Genomic DNA, 24,966 nt, shown 5'->3' with positions numbered 1-24,966 from the left:
GGGCCCTCTGGAGGTCAGGCTACCTGAACTCTGTCCCCTCCTGGGCCCCGGAGGGAGAACGGATGACTGCCGGAACCGTGAACGCAATGAACTTAACTTTCTCTGCGTACACAAGAATGATGCCCGTCACCACTGCACCTAGCATCGGATCACCAGTCAGTTTTGCTGATCGTTTTCCCAGAAGTTTTTCAGAGAAGAGGAACACCATGCGCCAGATCCGCGCATTGCGAATTGCCGCCGTCGCCGCCGGCATCGCCCTGATGGCCACCGGCTGCGGTGCCACCGGAAAGAGCTCAACCGACGGAGCCAGCTCCAGTGCCGCCGCCGGCCCGGTGACTGGGCTCCAGATCATGGTCCCCAACACTCCGGGCGGCGGTTATGACACCACAGCCCGCGTGGCAGCGAAGGTCCTCGACGACCAGAGGGTTGCCACCAACACCGAAGTCTTCAACCTCGCCGGCGCCGGCGGTACCGTGGGCCTGGCCCGCATCGTGAACGAAAAGGGCAACGGCGACCTCACCATGCTGATGGGCCTGGGCGTGGTGGGCGCGAGCTACACCAACAAGTCCGAGTCCAAGCTGACGGCCACCACCCCGCTGGCCCGGCTCATCGAAGAGCCCGGCGCCATCATGGTCAACAAGGATTCGCCATACAAGACCATCGATGACCTGGTTACCGCGTGGAAGGCTGATCCCGGCTCCATCAGCGTTGGCGGCGGCTCCTCCCCGGGCGGCCCGGACCACCTGCTGCCGATGCAACTGGCCGGCGCCATGGGCATCGACGCCACCAAGGTGAACTTCGTATCCTACGACGGCGGCGGAGACCTTCTCCCGGCCATCCTGGGCAACAAGGTGGGTTTCGCCGCCTCCGGCGCCGGCGAGTACCTCAAGCAGATCGAATCCGGCGAGGTCCGCGTCCTGGCCACCAGCGGCGAGAAGCGGCTCGACGGCGTTGACGCCCCCACGCTCAAGGAATCCAACATCGACCTCGTGTTCACCAACTGGCGCGGCATCGTGGCGCCTCCGGGCATCAGCGACGCTGACAAGGCCAAGCTGATCGGCGCACTTGAAAAGATGCACGGCACTGACGCCTGGAAGCAGGCCCTGAAGACGAACAGCTGGACCGACGCCTTCATCACCGGCGCCAAGTTTGAAACCTTCCTGGCCGAGCAGGACAAGCGGGTGGCGGACGTCCTCACGAAGCTTGGCTTGGCGTGAGTTCCTCAACCACATTGGCTGCAAAGCTCAAAGGCCGCTCCGAGCTGGGGGTAGCCCTCTTGCTCGGAGCGGCCGGGGCCGTGGTCATCGCGGACGCGGCCCGGATCGTCACCCCTTACTCCCGGACTGATCCCGTAGGACCAAAAACCCTGCCGTTCATCGTGGGCGGACTCCTGCTGGTCTGCGCTTTGCTGCTGGCCATCAACGTCTTCCGCGGCGGCCAGGGCGAAGTTGAGGGCGGTGAGGACGTGGACCTCAGCCACCCGGCGGACTGGAAGACCGTGCTTCCGCTTGTGGGGGCCTTCGTCGCCAACATCCTGTTGATCGACTGGGCCGGGTGGGTGATCTCCGGGACTGTCCTGTTCTGGGGCAGCGTGTGGGCGCTCGGCAGCCGTCACTACGTCCGTGACGGCCTCATCTCTGTGGCCATGTCCCTCCTGACCTTTTATGGCTTCTACCTTGGGCTTGGCATTGCACTGCCCGCCGGTCTCCTGGAAGGGATTCTCTGATGGATGTCTTTTCCTCCCTGATGGACGGCTTTGCCACCGCCCTGACCCCCATGAATTTCCTCTACGCCGTAATCGGCGTAGTCCTGGGTACCGCCGTCGGCGTCCTCCCCGGCCTCGGCCCGGCCATGACCGTGGCACTGCTGCTTCCGGTCACCTACGCCCTGGAACCCACCAGCGCCTTCATTATGTTCGCCGGCATCTACTACGGCGGCATGTACGGCGGCTCCACCACCTCCATCCTGCTTAATACGCCCGGTGAGTCATCGTCCGTGGTCACCGCCATCGAAGGCAACAAGATGGCGAAGGCCGGCAGGGCCGCCCAGGCACTGGCGACGGCGGCCATTGGCTCCTTCGTGGCCGGCACCATCGGCACCGCCCTCCTGGCTGTCTGCGCACCTATCGTGGTGGACTTCGCCGTCAGCCTGGGTGCGCCAAGCTACTTTGCCATCATGGTTCTTTCGCTGCTGGCAGTCACCGCCGTCCTCGGTTCCTCCCGGCTTCGCGGCTTTGCCTCCCTGGGCCTTGGCCTCGCGATCGGCCTGGTGGGCCTTGACGTGGTCACGGGCCAGGCGCGGCTCACGTTCGGCGTGCCGCTGCTGTCCGATGGCCTGGACATTGTGGTGGTGGCGGTGGCCGTCTTTGCCGTCGGCGAGGCACTCTGGGTTGCCGCGCACCTGCGCCGCACTCCCCTGCATGCCATACCCGTGGGACAGCCGTGGATGGGCAAGTCCGACTGGAAGCGGTCCTGGAAGCCATGGCTCCGCGGCACAGCGTTCGGTTTCCCCTTCGGCGCACTTCCGGCCGGTGGCGCCGAGATCCCCACGTTCCTTTCCTACGTCACAGAAAAGCGCCTGAGCAAGCACCCCGAAGAGTTCGGCCATGGCGCCATCGAGGGCGTGGCCGGTCCGGAAGCAGCCAACAACGCTGCGGCTGCCGGCACGCTGACCCCCATGCTGGCCCTGGGCCTGCCCACCAACGCCACAGCAGCAGTCATGCTGGCTGCCTTCACGCAGTACGGCATACAGCCCGGGCCGCAGTTGTTCGAAAGCCAGGGACCCCTGGTGTGGGCGCTCATCGCCAGCCTTTTCATCGGCAACTTCCTGCTCCTGATCATCAACCTGCCGCTGGCACCGATGTGGGCGAAGCTCCTGCAGCTGCCTCGGCCCTACCTTTACGCGGGCATCCTGTTCTTCGCTACATTGGGCGCGTACTCGGTGAACCTGCAGGCCTTCGACCTGGTGCTCCTAATGGTGCTGGGCGCACTGGGCTTCATGATGCGGCGCTTCGGGCTCCCCGTCCTTCCGCTGATCCTGGGCGTTATCCTCGGACCGCGCCTCGAAAAGCAGCTTCGCCAGACGCTGCAGCTGAGCGCCGGCGACCCCGCCGGACTCTGGAGCGAGCCGATCGCCGTCGGAATCTACGTCCTGGTGGCGCTCATCCTGCTGTGGCCGCTGCTGTTCAAGCTGATCCGCCGCAACCGGCCGGTGGCAGTGCCAGCAGGTCTGCCGGTGAACTCCGGCGCCGCCGCGCCGGCCGATGCCGCACGTTGCAGCGTCCCCCACGGGCCCCGGCATGCAGGGGACAGCGCCGGTGACCGCGATGGTTAGTTCGATCGCGTCCCGCCGGGACACGCACCACTCCGGCACCACCGAGCCCACAGACAAGAAGGAGCAACCATGACGATCGTGGTGGGATATGTCCCTACCCCCGAGGGCGAAGCGGCGCTGACCCAGGCCATCGAGGAGGCCCGGAAAGCCAACACCAAACTGCTGGTCATCAACTCCTCCAAGGGCGACGCCCTGGTGGATAACCGGTACGCGCAGGAAGACGAGATGCAAAGCATCGACGAGCGCCTCGCCTCCCACGGCATTGACCATGCCATCAAGCAGCCGGTCCGCGGCCACGACGCCGCCGCTGAGGTCCTGGACGCTGCCGAGAAGCTCAATGCGGAGCTGATTGTGATCGGCCTGCGCCGCCGCACCCCGGTGGGCAAACTGATTATGGGCAGCACGTCGCAGCGGATCCTGCTCGAGGCTGATTGTCCAGTGTTGGCGTGAAAGCTGGAACAGGCAGCTAACCGGGGGCTGGGGCCGCGGCTTCCTGCGCCACCTGCGCCAAGCCGAAGCTTGTTCGCTAAGCCCGCCCTCAAGGCGGCGTCCTGCGAACAAGCTTCGACTTTTGGCATCTAATCGCAAAAAAGAGCAGTCATCTGACATATTGGCGCATCGCCGGTATAGTTGAAGGTATGACTACAGCTACATTGGAACGCCCCCTGGCCGCCGCTGCGGCCCATGAGGCCTCAGATGCCCGGTCCCTCGACCTGCAGTTTTCGACGCCGCACGAGATGCACAAAGGGCTGGACAACGCTGTTGCCACCCTGATCGAGACTGCCAAAGATGCAGCCTGCGGCATCCTGGTGACCCGGCTGCACCCCGGACGCTTTACGGTTGCCCTGGACGAGTCAGTTCCCTTCGGCGAGACTTACGAAGCCATCGCCGCCTGATCCAACCCTCTTAGACGCAAAAAGTCCCCGCGGCCCGGTCAGTCCGGGTGGCAGGGACTTTTTTGCGGTCAAGGTCAGCTCCGGCGAACCTCCACACCGTCAGATTTCAGGATGAGTTGCTCTTCCGACGGCCCCGCCGGTACAAGCCACAACACATTCCCGCTCTTCGATACTTCTTCCACCTCACCCGCCGCAATGACATGGGCGTGCTTGATGATTTCCACCTGGTCCCCCGCCTGGAATGTTCCCCAGTCAGAAACGGTGGCGGAATGAGCGTTGCGCCTCGACAGGACAGCCCCACGTGCTTTCATTTGAACTTCTACCCCTTTGTATACGTCCCGTCACAGCCTCTTTGATGTGACTTTCACTACACCTTCAGTTCTACTACACTTCCGGATCCAGAAATGTGCGTGTTGCACCATATTTCACCATTAGCCCGAAAAGCCGGCAGAACCGAAGAATATTCCTGTTCAAGCAAGAATTCCGACGGCGGATTCGGCGGCCGCGATCACCTCTCCCGAGGCAACCAGGCGGTCAGCCGCTTCCAGTTCGGGCGACAGGAACCGGTCGGCGCCGGGGCCGTCCACGACGCCCCGGAGTACACCGATAACGGCAGTACCCGCCGGCCCGGGGAGCAGCTTTCCCCCGGACAGTTGGGTGCGGATATCAATCGCCCTGGCGCTCGTCACCAGTTCGATTGCCAGGACGCGGCGGAGGTTCTCCACGGCCTTGCACAGCTTCCGTGCGGCGTGCCAGCCCATGGACACGTGGTCCTCCTGCATGGCTGAGCTCGGGATCGAGTCCACCGACGCCGGGACGGCCAGCCGCTTGTTGTCCGAGACCAGGCCCGCCTGCGTGTACTGCGCGATCATGAGGCCCGAATCAACCCCCGGATCTGAGGCGAGGAAGGCAGGCAGGCCGTGGGACCGGGCCGGGTCGAGCATCCGGTCCGTGCGGCGCTCGGCGATGGAACTCAGGTCGGCCACGGCGATGGCCAGGAAGTCGAGCACGTAGGCTACGGGGGCGCCATGGAAGTTGCCGTTGGAGCTGACGCGCCCGTCGGGCAGGACCACCGGGTTGTCGATGGCTGCGGCCAGTTCGCGGGAAGCCACCAGCGCGGCGTAGTCCACGGTGTCCCGGACAGCGCCTGAAACCTGGGGTGCGCAGCGCAGCGAGTAGGCGTCCTGGACTTTCGAATCTCCCACCCGGTGCGAGGCCACGATGGGCGAGTCGGAGAGCACGCGCAGCATGTTGTCCGCGGACGCGGCCTGCCCCGGGTGCGGACGCAGGGCCGCGTGCAGCTCCGGCAGGAAGACCTGGTCTGTACCGAGCAGCGCCTCGACGCTCATCGCAGCGGTGATGTCCGCCGTCGTGAGCAGCCGGCGGATGTCTGCGATGGCCATCAGGAGCATGCCCAGCATGCCCTCGGTGCCATTGACCAGCGCCAGGCCCTCCTTTTCGGCGAGGGTGACCGGCGCGATGCCGTGTTCGGCGAGCAGTACGGCGACGGGCTGTTCACCGCGCGCGCCGTAAGTCACGCCGTCGGGCCCTTCCGCTTCACCCTCACCCATGAGCACCAGGGCGCAGTGCGACAGCGGGGCGAGGTCGCCGGAGCAGCCGAGCGAACCGAACTCGCGGACCACCGGAGTGATGCCGGCGTTGAGGACCTCCACCATGGTCTGCAGGACCACCGGCCGGAGGCGAGGGTCTTGGCGCGCAGGAACATGATGCCGCGCACCACCTCGCGCTCCACGGCGGGTCCCATGCCGGCGGCGTGGCTGCGGATGAGGGACTTCTGCAGCTGGGTGCGCAGCTCGTTGGGTATGTGGCGGTTGGCCAGCGCGCCGAAGCCCGTGGAGATGCCGTAGGCCGGCGTCTCGCTGTGCGCCAGTCTGTCGATATGCGCGCGGATCTTGGCCACGTTGTCCAGCGCGTCCGGGGCGATGGTCACCCTGGCGGTGTGGCGGGCGACGGCGACGACGTCCTCGGGCGTGACGCCGCTGGAGCCGAGGGTGACGGTGAGCGGTTCGTGGGTTGTAAGTGTCATTGGGTGTTCCTACTTCTTTGCTTCTGGGGAGTCTGCCGACTCCTGCATCGGGATGCGGACGCCGCGCTCTTTAGCGACCTCGACGGCGCGGTCGTAGCCGGCGTCGGCGTGGCGGATGACGCCCATGCCGGGGTCGTTGGTGAGGAGGCGTTCGAGTTTCCGGGCGGCGAGGTCGGTGCCGTCGGCGACGGAGACCTGGCCGGCGTGGATGGAGCGGCCGATGCCCACGCCGCCGCCGTGGTGGATGGAGACCCAGGTGGCACCGGAGGCGGTGTTGAGCAGGGCGTTGAGCAGCGGCCAGTCGGCGATGGCGTCGGACCCGTCGGCCATGGCCTCGGTTTCGCGGTACGGGGATGCGACGGAGCCGGAGTCCAGGTGGTCACGGCCGATCACGATGGGCGCTTTGACCTTGCCCTCCTTGACCAGCTGGTTGAACAGCAGGCCGGCCTTGGCGCGTTCGCCGTAGCCCAGCCAGCAGATGCGGGCCGGGAGCCCTTCGAACTCGACCCGTTCCTGCGCGGCGTCGATCCACTTGTGCAGGTGCTTGTTCTCGGGGAAGAGTTCCTTGATGGCTTTGTCCGTGACGGCGATGTCCTCGGGGTCGCCGGAGAGGGCAACCCAGCGGAAGGGGCCTAGTCCTTCGCAGAACAGCGGGCGGATGTAGGCCGGGACGAAGCCGGGGAACTCGAAGGCGCGGTCGTAGCCGCCCTTGCGGGCTTCGTCGCGGATGGAGTTGCCGTAGTCGAACACTTCGGCGCCGGCGTCCTGGAACTCGACCATGGCCTGGACGTGCCTGGCCATCGAGGCCTGGGACTTCTTGGTGAAGCCTTCCGGGTCCGCGGCGGCCTCGCGGTGCCATTCGGCCACGGAGATGCCCTCGGGCAGGTAGCTCAGCGGATCGTGGGCGGAGGTCTGGTCCGTGACGATGTCCACGGTGAGCGCGCCGGCCTTGTGGCGGCGCAGGAGCTCCGGGACCACTTCGGCGGCGTTGCCCACGTAGCCCACGGACCAGCCGCGGCGCTCTTGCTTGGCCTGCTGCACTTTGGCGATGGCGGTGTCGAGGTCTGTTTCCACCTCGTCGAGGTAGCGCTTGCCTGCGCGGCGGCGCAGGTGACTTTCGTCGACGTCGACAATCAGGCAGGCGCCATCGTTCAGGGTGACGGCGAGCGGCTGGGCGCCGCCCATACCGCCGCAGCCGCCGGTGAGGGTCAGGGTCCCGGCGAGGGTGCCGTTCTCGTCGCCGGTGAGTTTGCGGGCGACCGCGGCGAAGGTCTCGAAGGTGCCCTGCAGGATGCCCTGGGTGCCGATGTAGATCCACGACCCCGCTGTCATCTGGCCGTACATCATCAGGCCCTCGGCCTCGAGCCGGCGGAATTCGGGCCAGTTCGCCCAGTCGCCCACGAGGTTCGAGTTGGCCAGCAGGACCCGCGGCGCCCACTCGTTGGTGCGGAAAACACCCACGGGCTTGCCGGACTGGACCAGCAGGGTCTCGTCCTTTTCCATGGTTTCCAGGGTGCGGGTGATGGCGTCGAACGCGGCCCAGGACCGGACCGCGCGGCCGGTGCCGCCGTAGACCACCAGGTCATCGGGCCGCTCGGCCACCTCGGGGTCCAGGTTGTTCATGAGCATGCGCAACGGGGCTTCCGTCTGCCAGCTCTTGGCGGTGAGCTCGATGCCGCGGGCAGCTTTGACCGGGCGGGCACCGGTGGTGAAATCGGCGGGTGCCATGGGGGGCTCCTTCGTGTGTTCGTGCTGAGCGGAAGTGGTTCTGTATCAACTAAAGCCCCTCCGGGACCGGGCAGACAGGGCCTTCGGGACAGCACTGTCCGGGATTCCAGACCCGTCGGCCGAGCGTTTCACGGACCATGGGACCGGCCCTGCGCGGACGTGTCGGATTCTGCGTCACCATTCGCCGAGGCCACCGTGCGGGCCCCGAGTTGCCGGGCCTACCGCAGCCGCTCGACGGATTGATTGGGCAAAACCCGACAGCCGGCTTGCCACCGGGCCGAATGGCTCTAAGTCGAAGGACGGCCGTGGATGCGGACGGAGAGCTCGTCGGCCACCTTTTGCACCCGGGCGGCGAACGCGGGCCACTGGTCTGCCGGCAGTTTGTCCTCCAGGAACGTGACGGCGACGGCCGCGGTAGGCCATCCGACGTGATCGGTGACGGCCGCCGCGATGGACCCAAAACCGGGCGTCACTTCACCATGTTCGGTGGCATAGCCGCGCTGCCGGACCTGGTCGAGGTGGGAGGACAGCGCCGAGTACTTCATGATTGCGCCTTCCACCTCATGCCGGGCACTGAAGGCTGCGGCGTTGGGGTACAGCGCCCTGACCTGCGACTTCGGCAGCGCAGCGAGGATGGCCCGGCCGCTGGCGGTGAGGTGGCTGGGGAGCCGGACGCCGACGTCGGTCACCAGGGATGGGCGGTTCTTGGCCCGCTCCTCGACGATGTACAGCACGTCCCGGCCGTGGAGGACGGCCAGGTGCGCGCTCTCGCCGATCACGTCCACCAGCGAGGCAAGCAGCGGCCGGCCCAAGCGGGACAGCGGCTCCTGGCGCGAATAGGCCGAGCTCAGTTCGAAGGCGCTGATGCCGAGCCCGTACCGCTGTTCCTCGTGCAGGTGGAGGACAAAGCCGTTTGCCTCCATCACACCCAGAAGGTGGTAGACGCTGGAACGGGGCAGACCCAGGGACGTGGCAATGCTCGACGCCGCCATCGGCCCGCGCTTCGAGGCCAACAGTTTGAGGATACGAAGGGTGTTCTCGGCAGCGGGGACCTTGGACGCCATCTTTGCTACAGGGCCTGCCACTGTGTCCTCCGATGTGTCGCCGGTTGTCAGGGGTTACGCCGGGGGTTGTCCCGTCGCCCCCGGAAGTCCGGGATGCCGTACTTAAGCTTGCGCCCCGAACTATGCTCCACGGCACCAAGTGGTCTGTCCCGGTGTCCGGTATACGAGACTATTCTGCACGTTACGGCGGCTGGTTGGGGAGCACGTAACCAGTGTGGAGCTGGGCTACTTCGGCGAGGTCTTCGGCCGCCCCAGCGGCCGGCATCTCCCGTGGTACGACGACGGCGCGGCCCCGGACGCCAACCTTTGGGTAACGGCCGACGAGAGCCGGGAAGACATCGTTGAGCTGCACCGGTTCGCCCGGCACACAGCGATGCCACCATCGGGGCACTCCCGGTTGATGCCGCCGGTATGGTGCCGTGGTGGCCCGAGGACCGGCGGCATGTCACCCTGCATCAGATCCTGGTCCATATGGTTGCCGAGCGGGCGCACCACCTGGCGCGGCTTGGCGGCGGCTTGGCGGCGGCTTGGCGGCGGCTTGGCGGCGGCCGAGTACCGCGGACACATGCGGCTCGTCCGCGGTAGGGGTGGGGCCCAGGACATCGCTTAGGTGACTGAGTGCATCCCTGTGGTCAGAGGCGACACCCAGTCCAGTGGGGACTTGTCACCCACCGGAGGTTGGGAATCCACCGGACGTTCGGTCCGGGCGCCTCCAGCTTGAGCATCGCAGCGTTCTTCGTCCGTCCGTTCCTGGCCTGTCCTCTCCTGGTCCGCCAATTCCAGGGCCGCCCCGAATCCCGGATCTTCCAGTTGCTGCGGCCAGATGGTTGGTTCCCAGTCAGGGTGCTCGCTGGCGTAGTGGCGGTCGGCGGGCGATATCCAGCCGGGTGGTTCGGTGGGACTCGCCGGTGTGGGTCTCCAAGTTGTGGTGTGTTTGAGCCGGTGGTGCCGGGGGCATGGCTGTCCCAGATTTGCTATGCCGGTAGTGCCGCCCTGATGCCAGGCGAGGAGGTGGTCCGCTTCGTTGTCCAGGGATTGGTTGTGGCAGCCAGGGAAGGGGCATTTGCCGTCCCGGAGCCGGAGCCACCGGCGCATTGCTGTGGGGATCCGGTAGCTGTCCCGGCCAATTTCCAGAGGTGCGCCGTCCCGCGGGTCGGTCAGGACGCGATGGAATGAATCGGCCCCGCCGGCGACGAGGGCGCGGGCCATGGACGGGGGGATGGGCCCGTACCCATCAAGCATGGCGGGCTCGTCGGTCAGGCTCATGAGCGCGAACACCGGAACGGTCACCAGGACTTGTGCCTTCGGCGACGGGATGGCATCAGCTTCCCCGCCCAGCAGCCAGGCCGCGGCGATGTCCGCCCGGAGCCGGGTGAGGGTCCTGGACTCCGTTGGGCCCTGCAGGGTGCGGGCCGCGGCGGTGGTTCGGGTCCGGATTCCGGCTGCCTGACCGGCTGGGAGGTAGGCGGAGAGCCAGGCCGGGCCGCCCCGCGCCGGGTTGGGTGCGTCCGGATCCAGGAAGTGTGCTTCCAACGCCGCCGTGCCGGCGGGATCCAGATTGGCCGTTTCGTCAACAACGATCCGGGCGTGCTGCCACGAAATCGACCCTGCTTCCAGGGCGGCCAGCGTCAGCGGCAGCGCGGTGGTTAATTCATGTGCTTCGGCCAGCAGCGCGTTCGCCGTGCGTTCGCTCACGGTCAGGGCGCAGGCGACTTCGGCCAGGATGCCCCTGTCCTGGGCGGTCTGCTCTCCCGGGGACGCCACAGGGCCTGAAACCGCCTGCGCGGCATGGTCATAACCGTTGGCGGCATGGACCTTCACGGCAGCCATCATGGCCTCCATCCCGGCAGTTCCGGACAGGACGGTCAGGCACGCTTCTGCCTGCTGGCGCAGCAGGTCCCCGTCCCCCACGGACGGCTGGGCCGCCGAGACAACGGCAGTCCCGCGGAGCACACCGGCCAACCCGGCGGCGGAGGCCGCGATGGCCTCCAGAACCTCTGCAGCTGCCGTGTTGTCCATGGTCATATCAGCCTGCGAGGCACTGACAATGACCGGGCAGAGGATGGCGGCTCTGGATATCCTGCGGCGGCTTTGGCCGTCAAGGCAGCGAGCTTTGCTTTCACCCGGGCGACTTCGGCAAGAAGCGCCAAGACCACGCCTCTCCGTGCGACCGCATCAACATGGGACCCATACGAAGTCGCCGGGCAGGTCTCGGCGGCGATTCTCCGCCCTAGAGCGTAGAGCGTCCAGGAGATTGCCTCCATGGCTTTTCGCTTTTTCGGCTTCCCACACTGCTCGGCTTTCCATACCTCCAGCATCCTGCGCGGCTCAGGCCAAAGCACCGTGCACTCGTGCCTATGTGGATAACCTGGCCACGCTCAGATCCTGACAACCACCTTGCCGCGCGCCAGCCCCTCCCGCAGGTAGGCAACGGCGCCAGGGGCTTCCGACAGCGGGTACACCTTGTCCACGGCAGGTTTCACGGCGCCGTCTTCAAAGAGCCTTGTCAGCGTTTCAAGGTCCTTGTGGTTCTCCTTCGAGACGAGCCCTTTGAATTTCTGGCCGGAAAACAGGGATGCCAGCGGCGCGGCCATCGAGCGCTCAAAACCGCCGGTCACTTTCCCGCCGCCTTCGCCCCCGACGATCACCAGCGTCCCGTCTGGTCCAAGCGCGCGCCGGAGAACCGAGAGGGACCGATTGCCGGCGGTATCGATGATGACGTCGTACAGAACGCCTGCGCCGTCGAAATGTTCCCTGGTGTAATCGATGACCTGATCGGCGCCCAGCGACCGAACCAGGTCGACTTTGCCCGTGCTGCAGACGCCCGTAACGTTCGCTCGGAAGGACTTGGCGACCTGCACGGCGAAGGACCCCACTCCCCCACCCGCGCCGATGACCAGCACCTTCTGGCCTGCCGTCACCTGGCCGGCGTCGCGAACGGCCTGCAGCGCAGTGACAGCGGAGACAGGGGCGGCCGCGGTTTCCTCGAACGTCAGGTTGGCGGGCTTACAGGCCAGCAGTGCCTCCTTCGCGCAGACGTATTCGGCAAAGGACCCCTCGCAGGTGCCGAACACCTCGTCGCCGGGCTGCAAGCGGGTTACGCCGGCGCCAACTTCGACGACGACGCCTGCCACCTCCCTGCCCCGGACCGGCACCTTGGGCTTCCTCAGCCCGAAACCGAAGAGCCGGATCAGGTACGGTTGCCCGGCCATCAGGTGCCATACGCCCTGGTCGACGCCCGCCGCCCGGACGTTGATGAGCACCTCGCCGTTGCCGGGTACCGGCTGCGGAATGTCCCGCAGCTTGAGCACGTCAGCGTCCCCGTAAACGTCCTGCACGATAGCTTTCATGATGCTTCTCCTTCATGGTGCGGGTACTGGAAGACGTCCTCGAGCGGCACGCTGAGGACCTGGGCGATCTGGAAGGCCCTCTCCAGCGATGGGGAATACCGGCCTTGCTCGATGGCGATGACGGTCTGGCGGGTGACCCCCACGCGCTCGGCAAGTTCGGCCTGGGTCATTTCCCCGCGTTCGAACCGCAGCCGGCGGATGGAATTGGTGACGCGCGTTGACTTCACCACGGCCGGAAACCCTGGCGATAGGCGACGATCTTGGCCGCGGAACCCAGGATCGCGGACGGCGCAAAAGCCAGATAGATGACGTTTGCGATCCAAAAGTGTTGCCATTCGGCTAGTCCCATGATCCACGCACTCTTCTCTTCGAAGGACATTTCTGCTCCTGTCGTAACTGACATCGCAAACAGCACCAAATGTAAAACAAAGCTAACATCTCAAAAGTAAAGAATAGCTGACATGGTGTCAAGGGTTTGGACGATGCCAGTACGAAAAGCACGCACCATCCGGGCCAGTCTGAGATCGAAGACACCAAGCTCCCATGAGGCTCATCACGTCGGGCGCCAAAATGGTCTGCTGGTTAGCGATCCCCCTCCCAATGACGAGAAGGTATTTGTATGCAGCAAGCACCAAGCGCCGCCAGCCAGGACGCAAGCCCAGCCGAAACGACCACACCGGGCGCCGCCGTCGGACGCGTCCTGAACCGGGGACTGAATGTCCGGCACATCCGCTTTATGGCACTCGGCTCGGCCATTGGCACCGGGCTGTTCTACGGCTCGGCCTCCGCCATCCAGAAGGCCGGCCCGGCTGTCCTGCTCGCCTACATCATCGGTGGGGCGGCCGTATTTATGGTGATGCGGGCACTCGGCGAGCTGGCCGTCCGGCACCCCGTTTCCGGCTCCTTCGGCCAGTACGCCAGCCGTTACCTCGGGCCGCTGGCAGGATTCGTGACCGGCTGGACCTACGTTTTCGAAATGGCAATTGTGGCCATCGCCGACGTCACAGCCTTCAGTATCTATATGGGCTTCTGGTTTCCCCAGGTGGACCGCTGGATCTGGATCCTGGCCATCATTTTCTTCCTGGCCGCATTGAACCTGCTGAGCGTGAAGGTGTTTGGCGAGCTGGAGTTCTGGTTTTCGCTGATCAAGGTGGCGGCCATCATCGCCATGATCGTCGGCGGCGCGGCCATCATTGCATTTGGCTTCCAGGCCGGCGGTTCCAGCGTGGCGCCGGGGCTGGGCAACCTCGTAGAGCACGGCGGGATGTTCCCGCACGGCTTCGAGGGGCTGCTGGCTTCCTTCGCCGTGGTGATGTTCGCCTTTGGCGGGATCGAAACGCTCGGCATCACCGCGGGCGAAGCCACGGATCCCAAAAAGGTCATCCCCAAGGCCGTCAACACGGTGCCCGTCCGGGTCCTGCTGTTCTACGTCCTGACCCTCGGCGTCCTGATGAGCCTCTTCCCGTGGAACGAGATCGGCACCAACGGCAGCCCCTTCGTGCAGATCTTCAGCGGCCTGGGCATCCCGGCGGCACCGCACATCCTCAACGCCGTGGTGATCACCGCAGCCCTCTCTGCCATCAACAGCGACATCTTCGGCGCCGGCCGCATACTGTTCGGCCTCTCCGGCCAGGGTCACGCGCCGGCAGTGTTCGGCAGGGTTTCCCGCCATGGTGTCCCCTGGATGACCGTGGTGATGATGGCCGGCATCCTGCTGGTGGGGGTGGTCCTGAACGCGGTCATTCCCGAGGACGTCTTTATCCTGATCGCCTCGATCGCCACCTTCGCCACGGTCTGGGTATGGGTCATGATCCTGGCGTCCCACGTGGCCATGAAGCGAGAGATCGCGCGGAACGGCCTGCCGGCGTCGGACTTCCCGTCGCCGTGGTGGCCGGCGGCCTCCATCTTGACCATCGCGTTCATGGCACTGGTCATCGCCATCCTGGGCGCCTTCGAGGACACCCGAGTGGCCCTCTATGTGGGCGCCGTGTGGCTGGGGCTCCTGGTGCTCGCCTACCGGCTGTGGGTCAAGGGGAACGGACGACGCCGGACCGAACTGGTGGACGAGACCTCACCGATGCCGGTGGTTGAGTCCGCCCGGTAACAAACGGCGTCCAGGTCATAGCGACTCCCGACGCTCTATCACTTGATGCTGGTTAAATCCGAACGCTGTATCACTCTCGTGAGGAGAGTGATAGAGCGTTGAGGGTCAGACGGTGGCGAGGGCCGACCGGACCGAGTCGGACATTGGCGTGGTGGGCCGGCCGATCAGCTCGCGGAGGGAGGAGCCGGTGACGTGCAGGTCGCCACGGGCGATGCCCAGGTCGCAGTCAGCCAGGATGTCGGCGAAGGGCTGCGGAACGCCGAATCCGGCCAGCAGTCCGGCATGGTCGCTGGCCGGCAGATCCTGGTAAGCCACGGGCCTGTTCGCCGCGGTGCTGATTTCGTGGGCCAGTTCGGTGAGCGTAAAGGCATGGTCCCCGCCAAGCTCGTAGACCTTGCCGGCCTGGTCCTCGGCAATCAGCACGGCCGCAGCAGCCTCGGCGTAGTCCTGGCGGGATGCTGCGCTGACTTTGCCTTCACCGGCACTGCCGGCGAGGGCGCCCTGGGCCAGCGTTCCCTGCAGTTGCTCGGTGTAGTTTTCGAGGTACCAGCCGTTGCGGAGGATGGCGAACGGAACTCCGGAGTCCGCCAGGATGGCTTCGGTTGCCTGGTGCTCATGCGGCGTCCGTGTAGTCCATCGCCCTGACCTGCACACCGCGCGCTGCGAAGTTGGCCAGCTTCTCGATGGAGCGGCCCGCGGCGACGATCTCAGCGGCAGGGACGTTGCGCTGCAGCAGCGCCTCAACGACGTGGCGGCCAAGCTGTCCGGTCGCCCCGGTGATAGTGGGGAGTTCTCATCCTGCTGGCTCTCTCGGAGGGTGAGCAGCGGTGGAGCGAACTCCGGCGCCGGGCGGAAGGCATCAGCGAGAAAATGCTGGCGCAGACCCTGAAAACAGTGGAGAGTGTCGGCCTGGTGCTGCGGAAGGCGCAGCCGGTCATTCCGCCGCGGGTGGACTACAGCCTGACGGCCCGAGGCACTGAACTGACCGCCCTGCTGGTGCCGCTGGTCGCCTGGACTTACAACAACGCCCACGAAATCCTGGGCGGAAAGCGCTGACTCAGCCCGCAAGGCGGGAGGCCCGCGGTCCGTAGAACGCCACACAATGACTAAGTAGAGGCGGCCGGAAAAGCGAGTACATGTTACTGGTGTGACTGGTGGGAATAGCGTCTACCGTATCTGTAAGGTGCCAGCCAGGAATTGGAGGACCATCCTCTGCTGGGAGCGTTCCGGCAACCGCACCGCCAGTGAGCGGCTTCACGCTGCTTCAAGGAGTGGTTCTTATGGTGAAAGCACATGTACAGGACTTGGCCAGCATGGGCCGGCCGGTAAAACTTTCCACGCTCGTCGCCCGTGCCTGGAGCCGGGTACTCGCGGCGTTCGGCCCGAGGTCCCCCTACCGGGTGGGCGATGCCGTGGTGGGAGACGATCCGTTCAACGGCCGGAACGAGGGGATCGTTGTGTCCCACCGTGGTCCGTCTGTGGAAGTCGGCGCTGCGGCGGGAGTCTTCTTTTACGACCACCGCCACCTGAGGCCGCAGGATTGAGTTTTTGTCCAGATACCGCGGATTAAAGGGTGTTTTGCGCGCGATATCTGGACAAAAACCTTTGGGGGGCAGCGGGGGCGGGGGCAGCGGGGGCGGGGTCAGCGCGCTGACCAGCCGCCGTCCATGGTGTAGCTGGCCCCGGTGACCATGCCGGCGTGATCGGACGCCAGCCAGGCCACCAGGGACGCCACCTCGGCCGGTTCCACCAGGCGTTTGATGGCTGATTCGGTGAGCATGACCTTGGCCAGCACCTCGGATTCAGGGATCCCGTGGACCATGGCCTGGTCGGCGATCTGCTTCTCCACCAGCGGCGTACGGACATAGCCGGGGTTGACGCAGTTGGAGGTGACACCGTGTTCCCCGCCCTCAAGCGCCGTCACCTTGCTCAGCCCTTCCAGGCCGTGCTTGGCTGATACGTACGCGCCCTTGAACGGGGAAGCACGGATTCCGTGCACCGAGGACAGGTTGATGATGCGGCCGAACCCATTGGCGTACATGTGCGGCAGGGCGGCCCGGATCAGGAGGAACGGCGCTTCCAGCATGAGTGCGATGATCCGGCGGAAATCCGCGGGATCGAACTCCTCGAGGGGGCTGATGCGCTGGATTCCGGCGTTGTTCACCAGGATGTCGCAGTCCAGTCTCAGGGTGCCGAGTTTGTCCACGTCCAGCAGGTCAACGGCCCAGGAAGTGCCACCCACCGCGTCAGCGAGTGCGGCAGCGCCGGCGGCGTCGACGTCGGCAACCACCACCTTCGCGCCCCGGGCGGCGAGCTCCCGCACACACGCGGCGCCGATTCCGCTGGCGCCGCCCGTGACCAGCGCCTTGCGGCCGTTTAAACTGTTCTCCATTGCAGTTCCCATTCCGTTCGTGTACCTGTCCTAACCGCTTAGCTGCTCAAGCCTTAGCTGTTCAAGCCGCTCAGCGGCCGCTGGCCGGGACCAGACCCTCGCGGGCGGCGTCGGCCTTGTCCACATCCTCCAGGGCGATGCCCTTGGTCTCCTTCAGGCTCAGCACCGCAACCGTGGTGATGGCGCAGGCCACCACCAGGTAGATAGCCGTGGGGACCCAGGAACCGGTGTCCTTGAGCCACTGGGTGGCCAGCAGCGGAGCCAGCGAACCGGCGAAGATGGATGTAACCTGCGAGCCCAGCGAAACGCCCGAGTAGCGCATCCGGGTGGGGAAGAGCTCGGCCATGATGGCGGGCTGGCCGGCGTACATAAACGCGTGCAGGCAGAGGCCGATGGTCACGGCCAGGACGATCACCACAGCATTGCGGGTATCGAACATGGGGAAGGCGAAGAACGGCCATGCCGCACCGGTGATGGCACCGATGAGGTAGACGGGCTTGCGTCCCCAGCTGTCCACCAGGCGTCCGATCTGCGGAATGATCAGGAAGTGGATGACGTGGGCGATCAGCAGCGCCAGCAGGAGTGAGGACGTGTCGTACTTGTGCACGCTCTTGAGGTAGACGATCGCGAAGCTGACCACCAGGTAGTACATGATGTTCTCGGCGAAGCGGAGGCCCATGGCTTGCAGGATGCCCTTGGGGTATTTGCGGACTACTTCGAAGACGCCGTAGCTGACGGCCTGTTCCTTCTCCACGAGGGCTTTGGCCTCGAGGAAGATGGGCGCCTCGGTGACATGGGTGCGGATGTAGTAGCCAACGAAGACGATTACGGCAGAGAGCCAGAACGCGACGCGCCAGCCCCACCCGAGGAACGCCTCGGGGCTCAGGGTGGTGGACATGACGAACAGCACCAGCGTGGCGAGGAGGTTGCCCACCGGCACCGCGGCCTGGGGCCAGCTGGACCAGAAGCCGCGGGCATTGTTGGGGCTGTGCTCAGCCACCAGCAGAACCGCTCCGCCCCACTCACCGCCGAGCGCAAAGCCCTGTATGAAGCGGAGGGTTACGAGCAGCGCCGGGGCCAAGTAGCCGATGTCAGCGAAACCCGGGAGGCAGCCCATCAGGAACGTCGCGACGCCAACGATCACGATGGTCAGCTGCAGGGTGGGCTTGCGGCCCAGTTTGTCGCCGATCTGGCCGAACACGATTCCGCCGAGCGGGCGGGCCACAAAGCCCACGGCATAGGTGATGAACGCCTGAATGATGCCGTCCAGCTCGTTGCCGGTGGCGGGGAAGAAGTACTTCCCGAAGACGAGTGTTGCGGCGGTGGCGTAGAGGAAGAATTCGTACCATTCCACCACGGTGCCCACCATTGAGGCGGCCACGATCTTTTTGAGGCCGGATCCCTTGGCTGCGGGTCCGGAGGCATTGTTTGCCGAGCGCTGCTCTACGCTCATGAGGTTTCTCCTTAGTGTCCACTTTGACACGCGCTGTGGTCCACAGCACTAATGGGTCTACTGAGTATTACTGCACAAACATGGGCGTACAATAACCAATCCAGCACCCCTCCATGTGCACAATTGCAGATATGTATGCCAATCCAGATGACCTGTTGGTCCTCCTCGCGGTGTCCCGCTCCGCCAGATTTACGACGGCGGCCCAAGCTTTGGGCCTGAACCACACCACCGTGTCACGCCGGATAGCGGCGCTGGAGAAGACGCTGGGCGGACGGGTCCTGGCCCGGGCGGCCGGCGGCTGGGAACTTACGGAGCTTGGCACGCAGGCCGTGCGGGTGGCGGAACAGGTGGAGGCGGCGGTGAGTGCGCTGGGACCGGCAGGCAGGGCACCCGACCCGATTGCCGGCGTCGTACGCATGACGGCGACTGACGGCTTCAGCGCCTACATCGCGGCACCGGCCGTGGCGCGGCTGCGCCGGGACCACCCCGGGCTTAGCGTCGAGGTGGTGACCATGACCCGGCGGGCGCTGCAGCAGCGCTCGGGCCTGGACATCGAGGTGGTGGTGGGCGAACCGCAGGTCCACCGGGCCGAAGCCATCCGGCTGGGCGAGTACATGCTGGGGATGTACGCCTCGCGTGCCTACCTTGCCGAGCATGGAACCCCCGCCAGCGTGGCGGAACTGACGGAGCACCCGCTCGTGTACTTCGTGGATTCAATGCTGCAGGTGGACGACCTCGACGCCCCGCGGCGGCTGGTGCCGGCCATGCGGGACGGCCTCACCTCCACCAACGTGTTCGTCCACGTGGAAGCCACCCGTGCGGGCGCTGGCATCGGATTCCTGCCCTGCTTTATGGGCGACCTGCATGAGGACCTGGTCCGTCTTCTCCCCGACGAATTCGCCGAGCTGCTCCCCTACTGGATGGTGCTGCGGCCGGATTCGATGCGCCGCCCCGCAGTGGCCGCCGTAGTGCAGGTGCTCAGGGAGCAGACGGTGGCGCACCGGGAGTACCTGCTGGGAAGGGGAAGGAAATCCGGTGGGTGAGCCCCGGCTCAACCACCGGGCGGGGTTCCGACAAGCTCAACCACCGGGATCGGGTCGTGGCGCACCGGGGACCCGGTAGCGAAGGCGCGGACCTGAGCGTCGTTCCAGATGTGGGCGGGAACCGCGCCGCCCAGGAGCCGGCGGGCCAGCTGGGGGTCGCCGTCGAGCGGGGTGTCGCTGCCTGCCATCACCATGTTTCCGTAGCGGCGGCCCTTGAGCATGGCGGGATCGGCGATGATGACGGCGTACTCGAAGGCGGCCGCGATGGTGGCGGCGTCTTCGCGGGCGTTTTTGAGATCCGGGGCGTCGCCGGAGTTGACCACATAGATGCCGCCGGGCGCGAGGACGCGTCTGATGTGCCCGGTGAACTCGGCGGTGGTGAGCGCCCGCGGGGTCAGTGAACCGGCGAAAACGTCGCGGATGATGAAGTCGCGGGTGTCCGGCGTGAGCGTCTCGGTGACCTCGCGGGCCTCCCCTACGCGAAGGCGAAGCAGCGGAGCCTTGGGAAGGGCGAACCAGCCGCGAACATACTCGGCCAGCTTGCCGTCCAGCTCCACCACCACTTGGCGCGCGTCCGGGTAGGCAGCGTGGAAGTAACGGGCCAGGGAACAGGCACCGCCGCCCAGGTGCAGCCCGCGCAGCTTTTCGGGTGCCCCTGCTTTGGAACCGCCTGACGTGGCCTTGGCAGGCCAGCGGGATTCGATCAGCGCCGCCATCCAGCGCATGTACTCGAAGTCGAGGAACAGCGGATCGGCGAGGTCGATGTGGGAGCTCATCACGCCGTTGATCTTGAGCAGCCAGCCATTGGAGTTGTCCTGGTCGGCGATCAGCTCGCAGTCACCGGTATCGATGTAGTAGACGCCTTCCACGGGGCCGTCCGGGCGGGTGCCCTTGGGCACTTCGACGACGCCCGCCGTCGGACGCTGGCTGCTCCTGCCGCCTGACTTGCCGCGTTTCGCCATTACCCGTTTGCCGCTTCAGTCATGGTCCAAGCCTAGTTGTTCAGCCCAAATCGGCTGGCCGGTGCAACCGGCTGACCGACCGGCCCGCCAGCGCACCAGCCGGTCGGCGGCCCGGGAAACACAGTCCTGCTCAAATTCCGGAGCGCGGCGTGTCGCGTTCGGCACGCTCGCGGCGCCTCCGGAGATCCTCGGCCTGGGCAGATTCTGCGCCGTCACCGGCATTCTCGTAGGGGTCGCTGTCGCCACTGATATCGCCGCGGGACTGCGCATCAACGGGCGGCATTTCACCGGACCGGGCGTCCCGGGGGCGAAGGTCGTCGCCGCGGGCGTCGGCGGCGTGAACGTCATGGGAATTGACGCTGGATTCGGCGCGGCGCATACCAGTAACTGAATCCTGGCCGACATCCTGGCTCGAATGGCCGCGGCCCCGGTCGCGGTCCCGACTCAGATTCTGGTCCTCATCCTGGCGGACATCCGGGTCTATCGCGTTGGCCTTCTCGGCCTGCCTGGCCGCATCGTCACGGAGGGATCGAGCGTCGCCCGCCTTCTGCTCGGCTTCATGCTTCAGCCGTGCGGCGTCTACCTGTGCCTGCTCCGCGTCGGCGCGGGCGCGGCTGGCCCTGGCTTCGTTCTCACGTGCATCGAGCTCCACCTGCTCCGCCTTCCGGCGCATTTCGGCGGCCTTTTCGCGGTTCGATTCGTCCCTTTTCTGCTCAAGTGCGCGGCGGCGACGGCCCGTCACCAGGAACACGACCAGCAAGACCACAACAACAAGGCCAACAATCACCCAAAGCCACGGTGCAATGTCCAAGCTACCCACCACTTTCTTTTTGCTGCGACCGGACTCCGATCCGCCGGAAAACCGGCGCCTGGATCCGCTGATATCGGTAACCGTTTAAAAGTCAACCACTAAGGGTACTTACGTTCTGTTAGTAACCATGCTTACTATTTTACGGCTAGCACGGCTGGTTCTTGATCAGCAACCGGCCTTCTTTGGAAAGAGAGAGCGAAGATGACAGAGAACCAAAGGCCCGAGGACTCGACATTCACGGCTCCTCCAAGCATTCCGGGCTCCACAGAAGAATCCAGCTTCACAGGGGAACGCCGCGCCAGCACGTTTCCCACAACTGCAGCAACGGGTGCAGCCGTAACCCCGCCCACAACCTCAGTACCGAAGACCGGCGGCGGCCTCGGCGGGTCCCGCACAGATACCGCCAAGGATGAAACGGCAGACGTTGCGCGGACCGCAGCGGATTCGGCACAAAACGTGGCTGAGACCGCCAAGACCGAGGCGGCCAACGTCGCATCCGAAGCGAAGGCCAATGCCAAGGATCTGCTCTACCAGGCCCGCAGCGACCTCACCGATCAGGCTGGCGCGCAGCAGCAGAAGGTAGCAAATGGCCTCCGGTCAGTTTCGGACGAGCTCCACGCCATGGCGCAGGCCTCAGACCAGCCCGGAGTGGCTACCGACCTGGTCCGCCAGGCCGCTGAACGTTCTTCCTCCGTCGCTGCGTGGCTGGACGGCCGCGATCCCGGATCGCTCCTGAACGAAGTCAAGAGCTTCGCCAGGCAGCGCCCCGGAACCTTCCTGCTCCTCGCCGCCGGGGCCGGCGTCCTCGCCGGGCGGCTCACCCGCAGCCTCAGCGCAGGCGCGCCGGACTCCACCACGGGCAGGGCAAGCGGCCAATACGATGCAACCGGGCAGTACGGCACCGGCAGTCAGTACGGCGCCGGCCCGGGCGGCTACACGCCGTCCAGCGGCGCCTACGCACCGGCGGCCGGGGGCACTGTCCCGCCTCCGCCGGTGGATCTGCCCGGTACGGCCACCACCACGGCAGGGTTCGACGGCGGCGCACCGGGCAGCAGCTACAGTGACCCTTACAGCCCCGCCAGTTCCTTGGACAGCCCCCAGCTCGCGGACGAGACGTGGCCGCGCAACCGCCTGGCTGACGATCCGTTGGGCGAACGTGAACTGGCCGACGATCCAATGGCCAACGACGCCTTGACCCGGGACCGCTCCGCGGACGGCCAGACTGGCAGGCTGTGATGAGCAGTCAAATTCCGGAATCTCCCCCCTCGGCGGCACACGTGAAGGCGGACAATACGTCGCTGGGTGATCTGCTCGGTGACGTGACGCGTGACCTTTCCACCTTGATGCGCCAGGAAGTGGAGCTCGCCAAGGCCGAACTTAAGGAGTCGGCCAGCAAAGCAGGCAAAGGCGGCGGCATGCTCGCCGGCGCCGGCGTCGCTGGCCACTTCGTCCTGCTGTTCCTCTCAATCGCCCTCTGGTATGCCCTGGGTGAACTGATGGGACTGGGCTGGTCCGCCGTCGTAGTAGCCGTGATCTGGGGCATCATCGCCGCCGTCCTGGCCTCCATCGGCCGGAAGGAACTCAAAGCTGTCAAGGGCCTGCCCCAGACCGCAGAAACACTCCAGGAAATTCCCCCAACCCTAAAACCCGGTGAGGTAAAACGATGAGCGACAACCCGGACGACATCCGTTCTGACATTGAAGCAACCCGCGCCCGGCTGGGCACCAACGTGGACGCCGTGGCGAACAAGGTGTCACCGTCCAACATCGTCCACCGCCAGACTGACAAGGTACGCGAGGCCGTGTTCGGAGTGAAGGAGAAAGTCATGGGAGCAGCCGACGACGCTACCACCCGCGTCCACAGCGGCGTTCATGCACGCACCGACAGCGCGGGCAACGCGCTGACCGATGCCCGCGAGGCAATCAGTGACGCGCCGCATCAGGTGAAGGCCAAGACCCAGGGGAATCCGATGGCCGCAGGTTTTATCGCGTTCGGCGCCGGACTGCTCCTGTCGTCCCTGATCCCGGCCAGCGAGAAGGAACGCGAAGCGGCGGACGCCCTCAGAACCGCCGCCGAACCTCTCACTACGGAACTGACCGAAGCTGCCAAGGACATGGCCGAAGGGCTGAAGGATCCCGCCCGGGAAGCCATGGAAAACGTTAAGGCCACCGCCACAGACGCCGCCGAGAACGTCAAAGCCGAAGGCCAGGCGGCTGCGGCCGACGTAAAAGACCGCGCCACCGATGCCAAGGACAATGTCCAAAACACCTGACCGGCGGGAGTAACCGCCCGCAGTATCACAGTCAGGCCGGTCCGCCTCCCCGGGTGGGCCGGCCTTTCAAATGACAATCCGAGAGGACACCCCATGGCCGCTCAAGACTCGTCCGAAACCAGTACCGCCAAGGCCGGCCAAGCACCGGCGCCGGACGACTCCCGGAAACCGGACAGCCCTACCGATGTCACCAAGCCGTCCTGGAAGTACATCACCAAAAAAACTCTGCGGGAGTTCAGCAAGGACCAGTGCCCGGACCTCGCTGCTGCCCTGACGTATTACGCTGTGCTGTCCTTGTTTCCCGCAATGCTCGCGCTCGTTTCCCTCATCGGTCTTTTCGGGGATCCGGCGAAAACTACCACGGCCCTACTGGAGATCGTGCGGGGATTCGCCCCTGCTGAGACGGTGAATACTGTCACCGGCCCGGTTGCGGAGCTGGCTAACGCACCTGCGGCAGGGTTGACTCTGTTCATTGGCATGGCAACAGCGCTCTGGTCCGCCTCAGGGTACGTGGGCGCTTTCGGCCGGGCAATGAACCGCATCTACGAGGTCGATGAGGGCCGCCCGTTCGTGAAGCTGCGTGGGACCATGCTGGCCGTCACGTTGCTGGCAGTAGTCATCATTGCCCTCCTCGCGGGCATGCTGGTGCTCAGCGGGCCCGTGGCAGAGGCAGTCGGCGGACTCATCGGCCTGGGCGGTGCGTTCCTCGCAGTCTGGGAAATCGCCAAGTGGCCGGTGATGGTGGCGCTCATGATTGCCGTCATCGCGGTGCTCTACTACGCCACGCCTAACGTCAAGCAACCAAAGTTCAAATGGATGAGCCTCGGATCCGGAATAGCCCTGGTCATCTTCCTGCTGGCTTCACTCGGGTTCGGCTTCTACGTTGCTAACTTCGGCAATTACAACAAGACCTACGGGGCCTTGGGCGGGGTGATCGTTATGCTGCTCTGGCTCTGGATCCTGAACATGTCGCTGCTCTTCGGCGCGGAGTTCGACGCCGAGATGGAGCGCGGCCGGCAACTCCAGGCCGGCATCGAGGCTGAAGAAACCATCCAGTTGCCGCCGCGGGACACCAAAAAGAGCGAGAAGCTGCAGAAGCAGGAAGAAGAAGACATCAAGCACGGCCGCGAACTGCGCGAAAAGCACAATCCACAGGATGGTGGGGACACGGAAGATTCCACCTCAGGCCGGGACGACCACCAGGACCGGTCCGAGGGCGAAGGCCGGGAACGGCACCGGGACAGGGTCCGGGATAAGGTTCGGGATCGCGTCTCCAGGAGGGACCCTGGGCGGGAGGACCGCTAGACAATATGAAGGGGCAGACCCCCGGTCCCGGGCTGGAACCTCCGGTTCAGATAGATTCGTGGGTTGCCGCGCGGGACCGGTGGTTTACGCGGTAGAGCCACATTTGTAGGCGTGGAGGTTCCAGCTAAGGCTGAGGATACAAGGTTCGCGGGAGGTTGGGCAGACCGTTCTGTGGTCACGGGTTCGGCCCTGCCGAGTCGTCCATT

At 65.5% G+C, this 24,966-nt stretch carries 24 protein-coding genes and 4 pseudogenes; 14 read left to right on the top strand and 14 right to left on the bottom strand.

Going from position 1 to position 24,966, the window contains the following annotated elements; all coding sequences use genetic code 11:
- Nucleotides 1-19: 19 nt before the first annotated feature.
- Nucleotides 20-208: a hypothetical protein gene (locus ABIB45_RS15475; RefSeq protein ID WP_354216729.1), complete on the bottom strand. Its 189-nt coding sequence runs from the start codon at nucleotides 206-208 to the stop codon at nucleotides 20-22.
- Between ABIB45_RS15475 and ABIB45_RS15470 the strand changes: the two genes are divergently transcribed.
- The 5 genes from ABIB45_RS15470 (at nucleotide 207) to ABIB45_RS15450 (ending at nucleotide 4,229) form a co-directional block, all read left to right on the top strand.
- Nucleotides 207-1,217, top strand: a complete 1,011-nt coding sequence (locus tag ABIB45_RS15470; RefSeq protein WP_354216728.1) for a Bug family tripartite tricarboxylate transporter substrate binding protein — start codon at nucleotides 207-209, stop codon at nucleotides 1,215-1,217. The two genes, ABIB45_RS15475 and ABIB45_RS15470, sit on opposite strands and share 2 nt — an antisense overlap.
- Nucleotides 1,214-1,726, top strand: coding sequence for a tripartite tricarboxylate transporter TctB family protein (locus ABIB45_RS15465; RefSeq protein ID WP_354216727.1), 513 nt, complete (start codon nucleotides 1,214-1,216; stop codon nucleotides 1,724-1,726). The genes ABIB45_RS15470 and ABIB45_RS15465 overlap by 4 nt, the downstream gene beginning before the upstream one ends.
- Nucleotides 1,726-3,333 (top strand): tripartite tricarboxylate transporter permease, encoded by a 1,608-nt coding sequence (locus tag ABIB45_RS15460; RefSeq protein WP_354216726.1) that lies wholly within the window; start codon nucleotides 1,726-1,728, stop codon nucleotides 3,331-3,333. The genes ABIB45_RS15465 and ABIB45_RS15460 overlap by 1 nt, the downstream gene beginning before the upstream one ends.
- A 69-nt stretch (nucleotides 3,334-3,402) precedes the next feature.
- A complete protein-coding gene (locus tag ABIB45_RS15455; protein ID WP_354216724.1) occupies nucleotides 3,403-3,783 on the top strand; it encodes a universal stress protein in 381 nt (126 codons plus the stop codon).
- 188 nt (nucleotides 3,784-3,971) lie between these two features.
- Complete coding sequence (locus ABIB45_RS15450) at nucleotides 3,972-4,229, top strand: hypothetical protein (protein WP_354216723.1); 258 nt, start codon at nucleotides 3,972-3,974, stop codon at nucleotides 4,227-4,229.
- A gap of 74 nt (nucleotides 4,230-4,303) precedes the next feature.
- On the opposite strand, the gene ABIB45_RS15445 is transcribed toward ABIB45_RS15450, so the two are convergent.
- The 4 genes and pseudogenes from ABIB45_RS15445 to ABIB45_RS15430 all read right to left on the bottom strand — a co-directional run bounded on the left by ABIB45_RS15445 (nucleotide 4,304) and on the right by ABIB45_RS15430 (nucleotide 9,068).
- Nucleotides 4,304-4,540, bottom strand: coding sequence for a hypothetical protein (locus ABIB45_RS15445; RefSeq protein ID WP_354216722.1), 237 nt, complete (start codon nucleotides 4,538-4,540; stop codon nucleotides 4,304-4,306).
- A gap of 159 nt (nucleotides 4,541-4,699) precedes the next feature.
- Nucleotides 4,700-6,276: pseudogene (gene hutH / locus ABIB45_RS15440) on the bottom strand (histidine ammonia-lyase).
- Nucleotides 6,277-6,285: 9 nt separating this feature from the next.
- Nucleotides 6,286-8,004, bottom strand: coding sequence for a urocanate hydratase (gene hutU, locus ABIB45_RS15435; protein WP_354216721.1), 1,719 nt, complete (start codon nucleotides 8,002-8,004; stop codon nucleotides 6,286-6,288).
- Nucleotides 8,005-8,291: 287 nt separating this feature from the next.
- Complete coding sequence (locus tag ABIB45_RS15430; protein WP_354216800.1) at nucleotides 8,292-9,068, bottom strand: IclR family transcriptional regulator; 777 nt, start codon at nucleotides 9,066-9,068, stop codon at nucleotides 8,292-8,294.
- A gap of 139 nt (nucleotides 9,069-9,207) precedes the next feature.
- Between ABIB45_RS15430 and ABIB45_RS15425 the strand changes: the two are divergent.
- Nucleotides 9,208-9,653, top strand: a pseudogene (locus ABIB45_RS15425) (mycothiol transferase).
- Nucleotides 9,654-9,674: 21 nt separating this feature from the next.
- On the opposite strand, the gene ABIB45_RS15420 reads toward ABIB45_RS15425, so the two are convergent.
- The 4 genes from ABIB45_RS15420 to ABIB45_RS15405 form a co-directional block, all read right to left on the bottom strand.
- Nucleotides 9,675-11,093 carry an HNH endonuclease signature motif containing protein gene (locus tag ABIB45_RS15420; RefSeq protein ID WP_502914537.1) on the bottom strand — a complete coding sequence of 473 codons (1,419 nt, stop codon included), beginning with the start codon at nucleotides 11,091-11,093 and terminating at the stop codon, nucleotides 9,675-9,677.
- 353 nt (nucleotides 11,094-11,446) lie between these two features.
- Entirely contained in the window at nucleotides 11,447-12,418 is a 972-nt protein-coding gene (locus ABIB45_RS15415; protein ID WP_354216720.1) for an NAD(P)-dependent alcohol dehydrogenase, read from the bottom strand.
- A complete protein-coding gene (locus ABIB45_RS15410) occupies nucleotides 12,415-12,648 on the bottom strand; it encodes a helix-turn-helix transcriptional regulator (RefSeq protein ID WP_354216719.1) in 234 nt (77 codons plus the stop codon). The genes ABIB45_RS15415 and ABIB45_RS15410 overlap by 4 nt, the downstream gene beginning before the upstream one ends.
- A complete protein-coding gene (locus tag ABIB45_RS15405; protein WP_354216718.1) occupies nucleotides 12,642-12,797 on the bottom strand; it encodes a hypothetical protein in 156 nt (51 codons plus the stop codon). Before ABIB45_RS15405 ends, ABIB45_RS15410 begins: the two co-directional genes overlap by 7 nt.
- A gap of 240 nt (nucleotides 12,798-13,037) precedes the next feature.
- On the opposite strand from ABIB45_RS15405, the gene ABIB45_RS15400 reads away from it, so the two are divergent.
- On the top strand, nucleotides 13,038-14,522 hold the full coding sequence (locus ABIB45_RS15400) for an amino acid permease (RefSeq protein WP_354216717.1): 1,485 nt from the start codon (nucleotides 13,038-13,040) through the stop codon (nucleotides 14,520-14,522).
- Nucleotides 14,523-14,627: 105 nt separating this feature from the next.
- Here the strand turns inward: ABIB45_RS15400 and ABIB45_RS15395 are convergent.
- Nucleotides 14,628-15,303, bottom strand: a pseudogene (locus tag ABIB45_RS15395) (NAD(P)H-binding protein).
- A 2-nt stretch (nucleotides 15,304-15,305) separates the two neighbouring features.
- Between ABIB45_RS15395 and ABIB45_RS15385 the strand changes: the two are divergent.
- Nucleotides 15,306-15,578: pseudogene (locus ABIB45_RS15385) on the top strand (winged helix-turn-helix transcriptional regulator); the annotation flags it as partial.
- 224 nt (nucleotides 15,579-15,802) lie between these two features.
- Nucleotides 15,803-16,066, top strand: coding sequence for a hypothetical protein (locus ABIB45_RS15380; protein ID WP_354216715.1), 264 nt, complete (start codon nucleotides 15,803-15,805; stop codon nucleotides 16,064-16,066).
- A gap of 98 nt (nucleotides 16,067-16,164) precedes the next feature.
- Here the strand turns inward: ABIB45_RS15380 and ABIB45_RS15375 are convergent, their stop codons facing one another.
- Together ABIB45_RS15375 and ABIB45_RS15370 are read right to left on the bottom strand one after the other, a co-directional pair.
- Nucleotides 16,165-16,914: a 3-hydroxybutyrate dehydrogenase gene (locus ABIB45_RS15375; protein ID WP_354216714.1), complete on the bottom strand. Its 750-nt coding sequence runs from the start codon at nucleotides 16,912-16,914 to the stop codon at nucleotides 16,165-16,167.
- Between the two features lie 70 nt (nucleotides 16,915-16,984).
- On the bottom strand, nucleotides 16,985-18,367 hold the full coding sequence (locus tag ABIB45_RS15370; RefSeq protein WP_354216713.1) for an MFS transporter: 1,383 nt from the start codon (nucleotides 18,365-18,367) through the stop codon (nucleotides 16,985-16,987).
- A gap of 131 nt (nucleotides 18,368-18,498) precedes the next feature.
- Between ABIB45_RS15370 and ABIB45_RS15365 the strand changes: the two genes are divergently transcribed.
- Nucleotides 18,499-19,410, top strand: coding sequence for a LysR family transcriptional regulator (locus ABIB45_RS15365; protein ID WP_354216797.1), 912 nt, complete (start codon nucleotides 18,499-18,501; stop codon nucleotides 19,408-19,410).
- An 8-nt stretch (nucleotides 19,411-19,418) separates the two neighbouring features.
- Here ABIB45_RS15365 and ABIB45_RS15360 read toward each other — a convergent pair whose 3' ends face one another.
- The gene (locus ABIB45_RS15360; RefSeq protein ID WP_354216712.1) at nucleotides 19,419-20,372 is read right to left on the bottom strand and encodes a spermidine synthase; all 954 of its coding nucleotides are present in this window, start codon (nucleotides 20,370-20,372) and stop codon (nucleotides 19,419-19,421) included.
- Nucleotides 20,373-20,502: 130 nt separating this feature from the next.
- The gene (locus tag ABIB45_RS15355; protein WP_354216711.1) at nucleotides 20,503-21,192 is read right to left on the bottom strand and encodes a hypothetical protein; all 690 of its coding nucleotides are present in this window, start codon (nucleotides 21,190-21,192) and stop codon (nucleotides 20,503-20,505) included.
- A gap of 192 nt (nucleotides 21,193-21,384) precedes the next feature.
- Here ABIB45_RS15355 and ABIB45_RS15350 point away from each other — a divergent pair, with 192 nt between their 5' ends.
- The 4 genes from ABIB45_RS15350 (at nucleotide 21,385) to ABIB45_RS15335 (ending at nucleotide 24,760) form a co-directional block, all read left to right on the top strand.
- Entirely contained in the window at nucleotides 21,385-22,419 is a 1,035-nt protein-coding gene (locus tag ABIB45_RS15350) for a hypothetical protein (RefSeq protein ID WP_354216710.1), read from the top strand.
- Nucleotides 22,419-22,850: a phage holin family protein gene (locus tag ABIB45_RS15345; RefSeq protein WP_354216709.1), complete on the top strand. Its 432-nt coding sequence runs from the start codon at nucleotides 22,419-22,421 to the stop codon at nucleotides 22,848-22,850. The genes ABIB45_RS15350 and ABIB45_RS15345 overlap by 1 nt, the downstream gene beginning before the upstream one ends.
- Entirely contained in the window at nucleotides 22,847-23,455 is a 609-nt protein-coding gene (locus ABIB45_RS15340) for a DUF3618 domain-containing protein (protein WP_354216708.1), read from the top strand. The genes ABIB45_RS15345 and ABIB45_RS15340 overlap by 4 nt, the downstream gene beginning before the upstream one ends.
- A 93-nt stretch (nucleotides 23,456-23,548) precedes the next feature.
- On the top strand, nucleotides 23,549-24,760 hold the full coding sequence (locus ABIB45_RS15335) for a YhjD/YihY/BrkB family envelope integrity protein (protein ID WP_354216707.1): 1,212 nt from the start codon (nucleotides 23,549-23,551) through the stop codon (nucleotides 24,758-24,760).
- Nucleotides 24,761-24,966: the final 206 nt, after the last annotated feature.

Source organism: Arthrobacter sp. UYCo732 (genome assembly GCF_040547265.1).
GTDB lineage: Bacteria > Actinomycetota > Actinomycetes > Actinomycetales > Micrococcaceae > Arthrobacter.
This window is presented reverse-complemented; position numbering and strand designations above follow the sequence as displayed.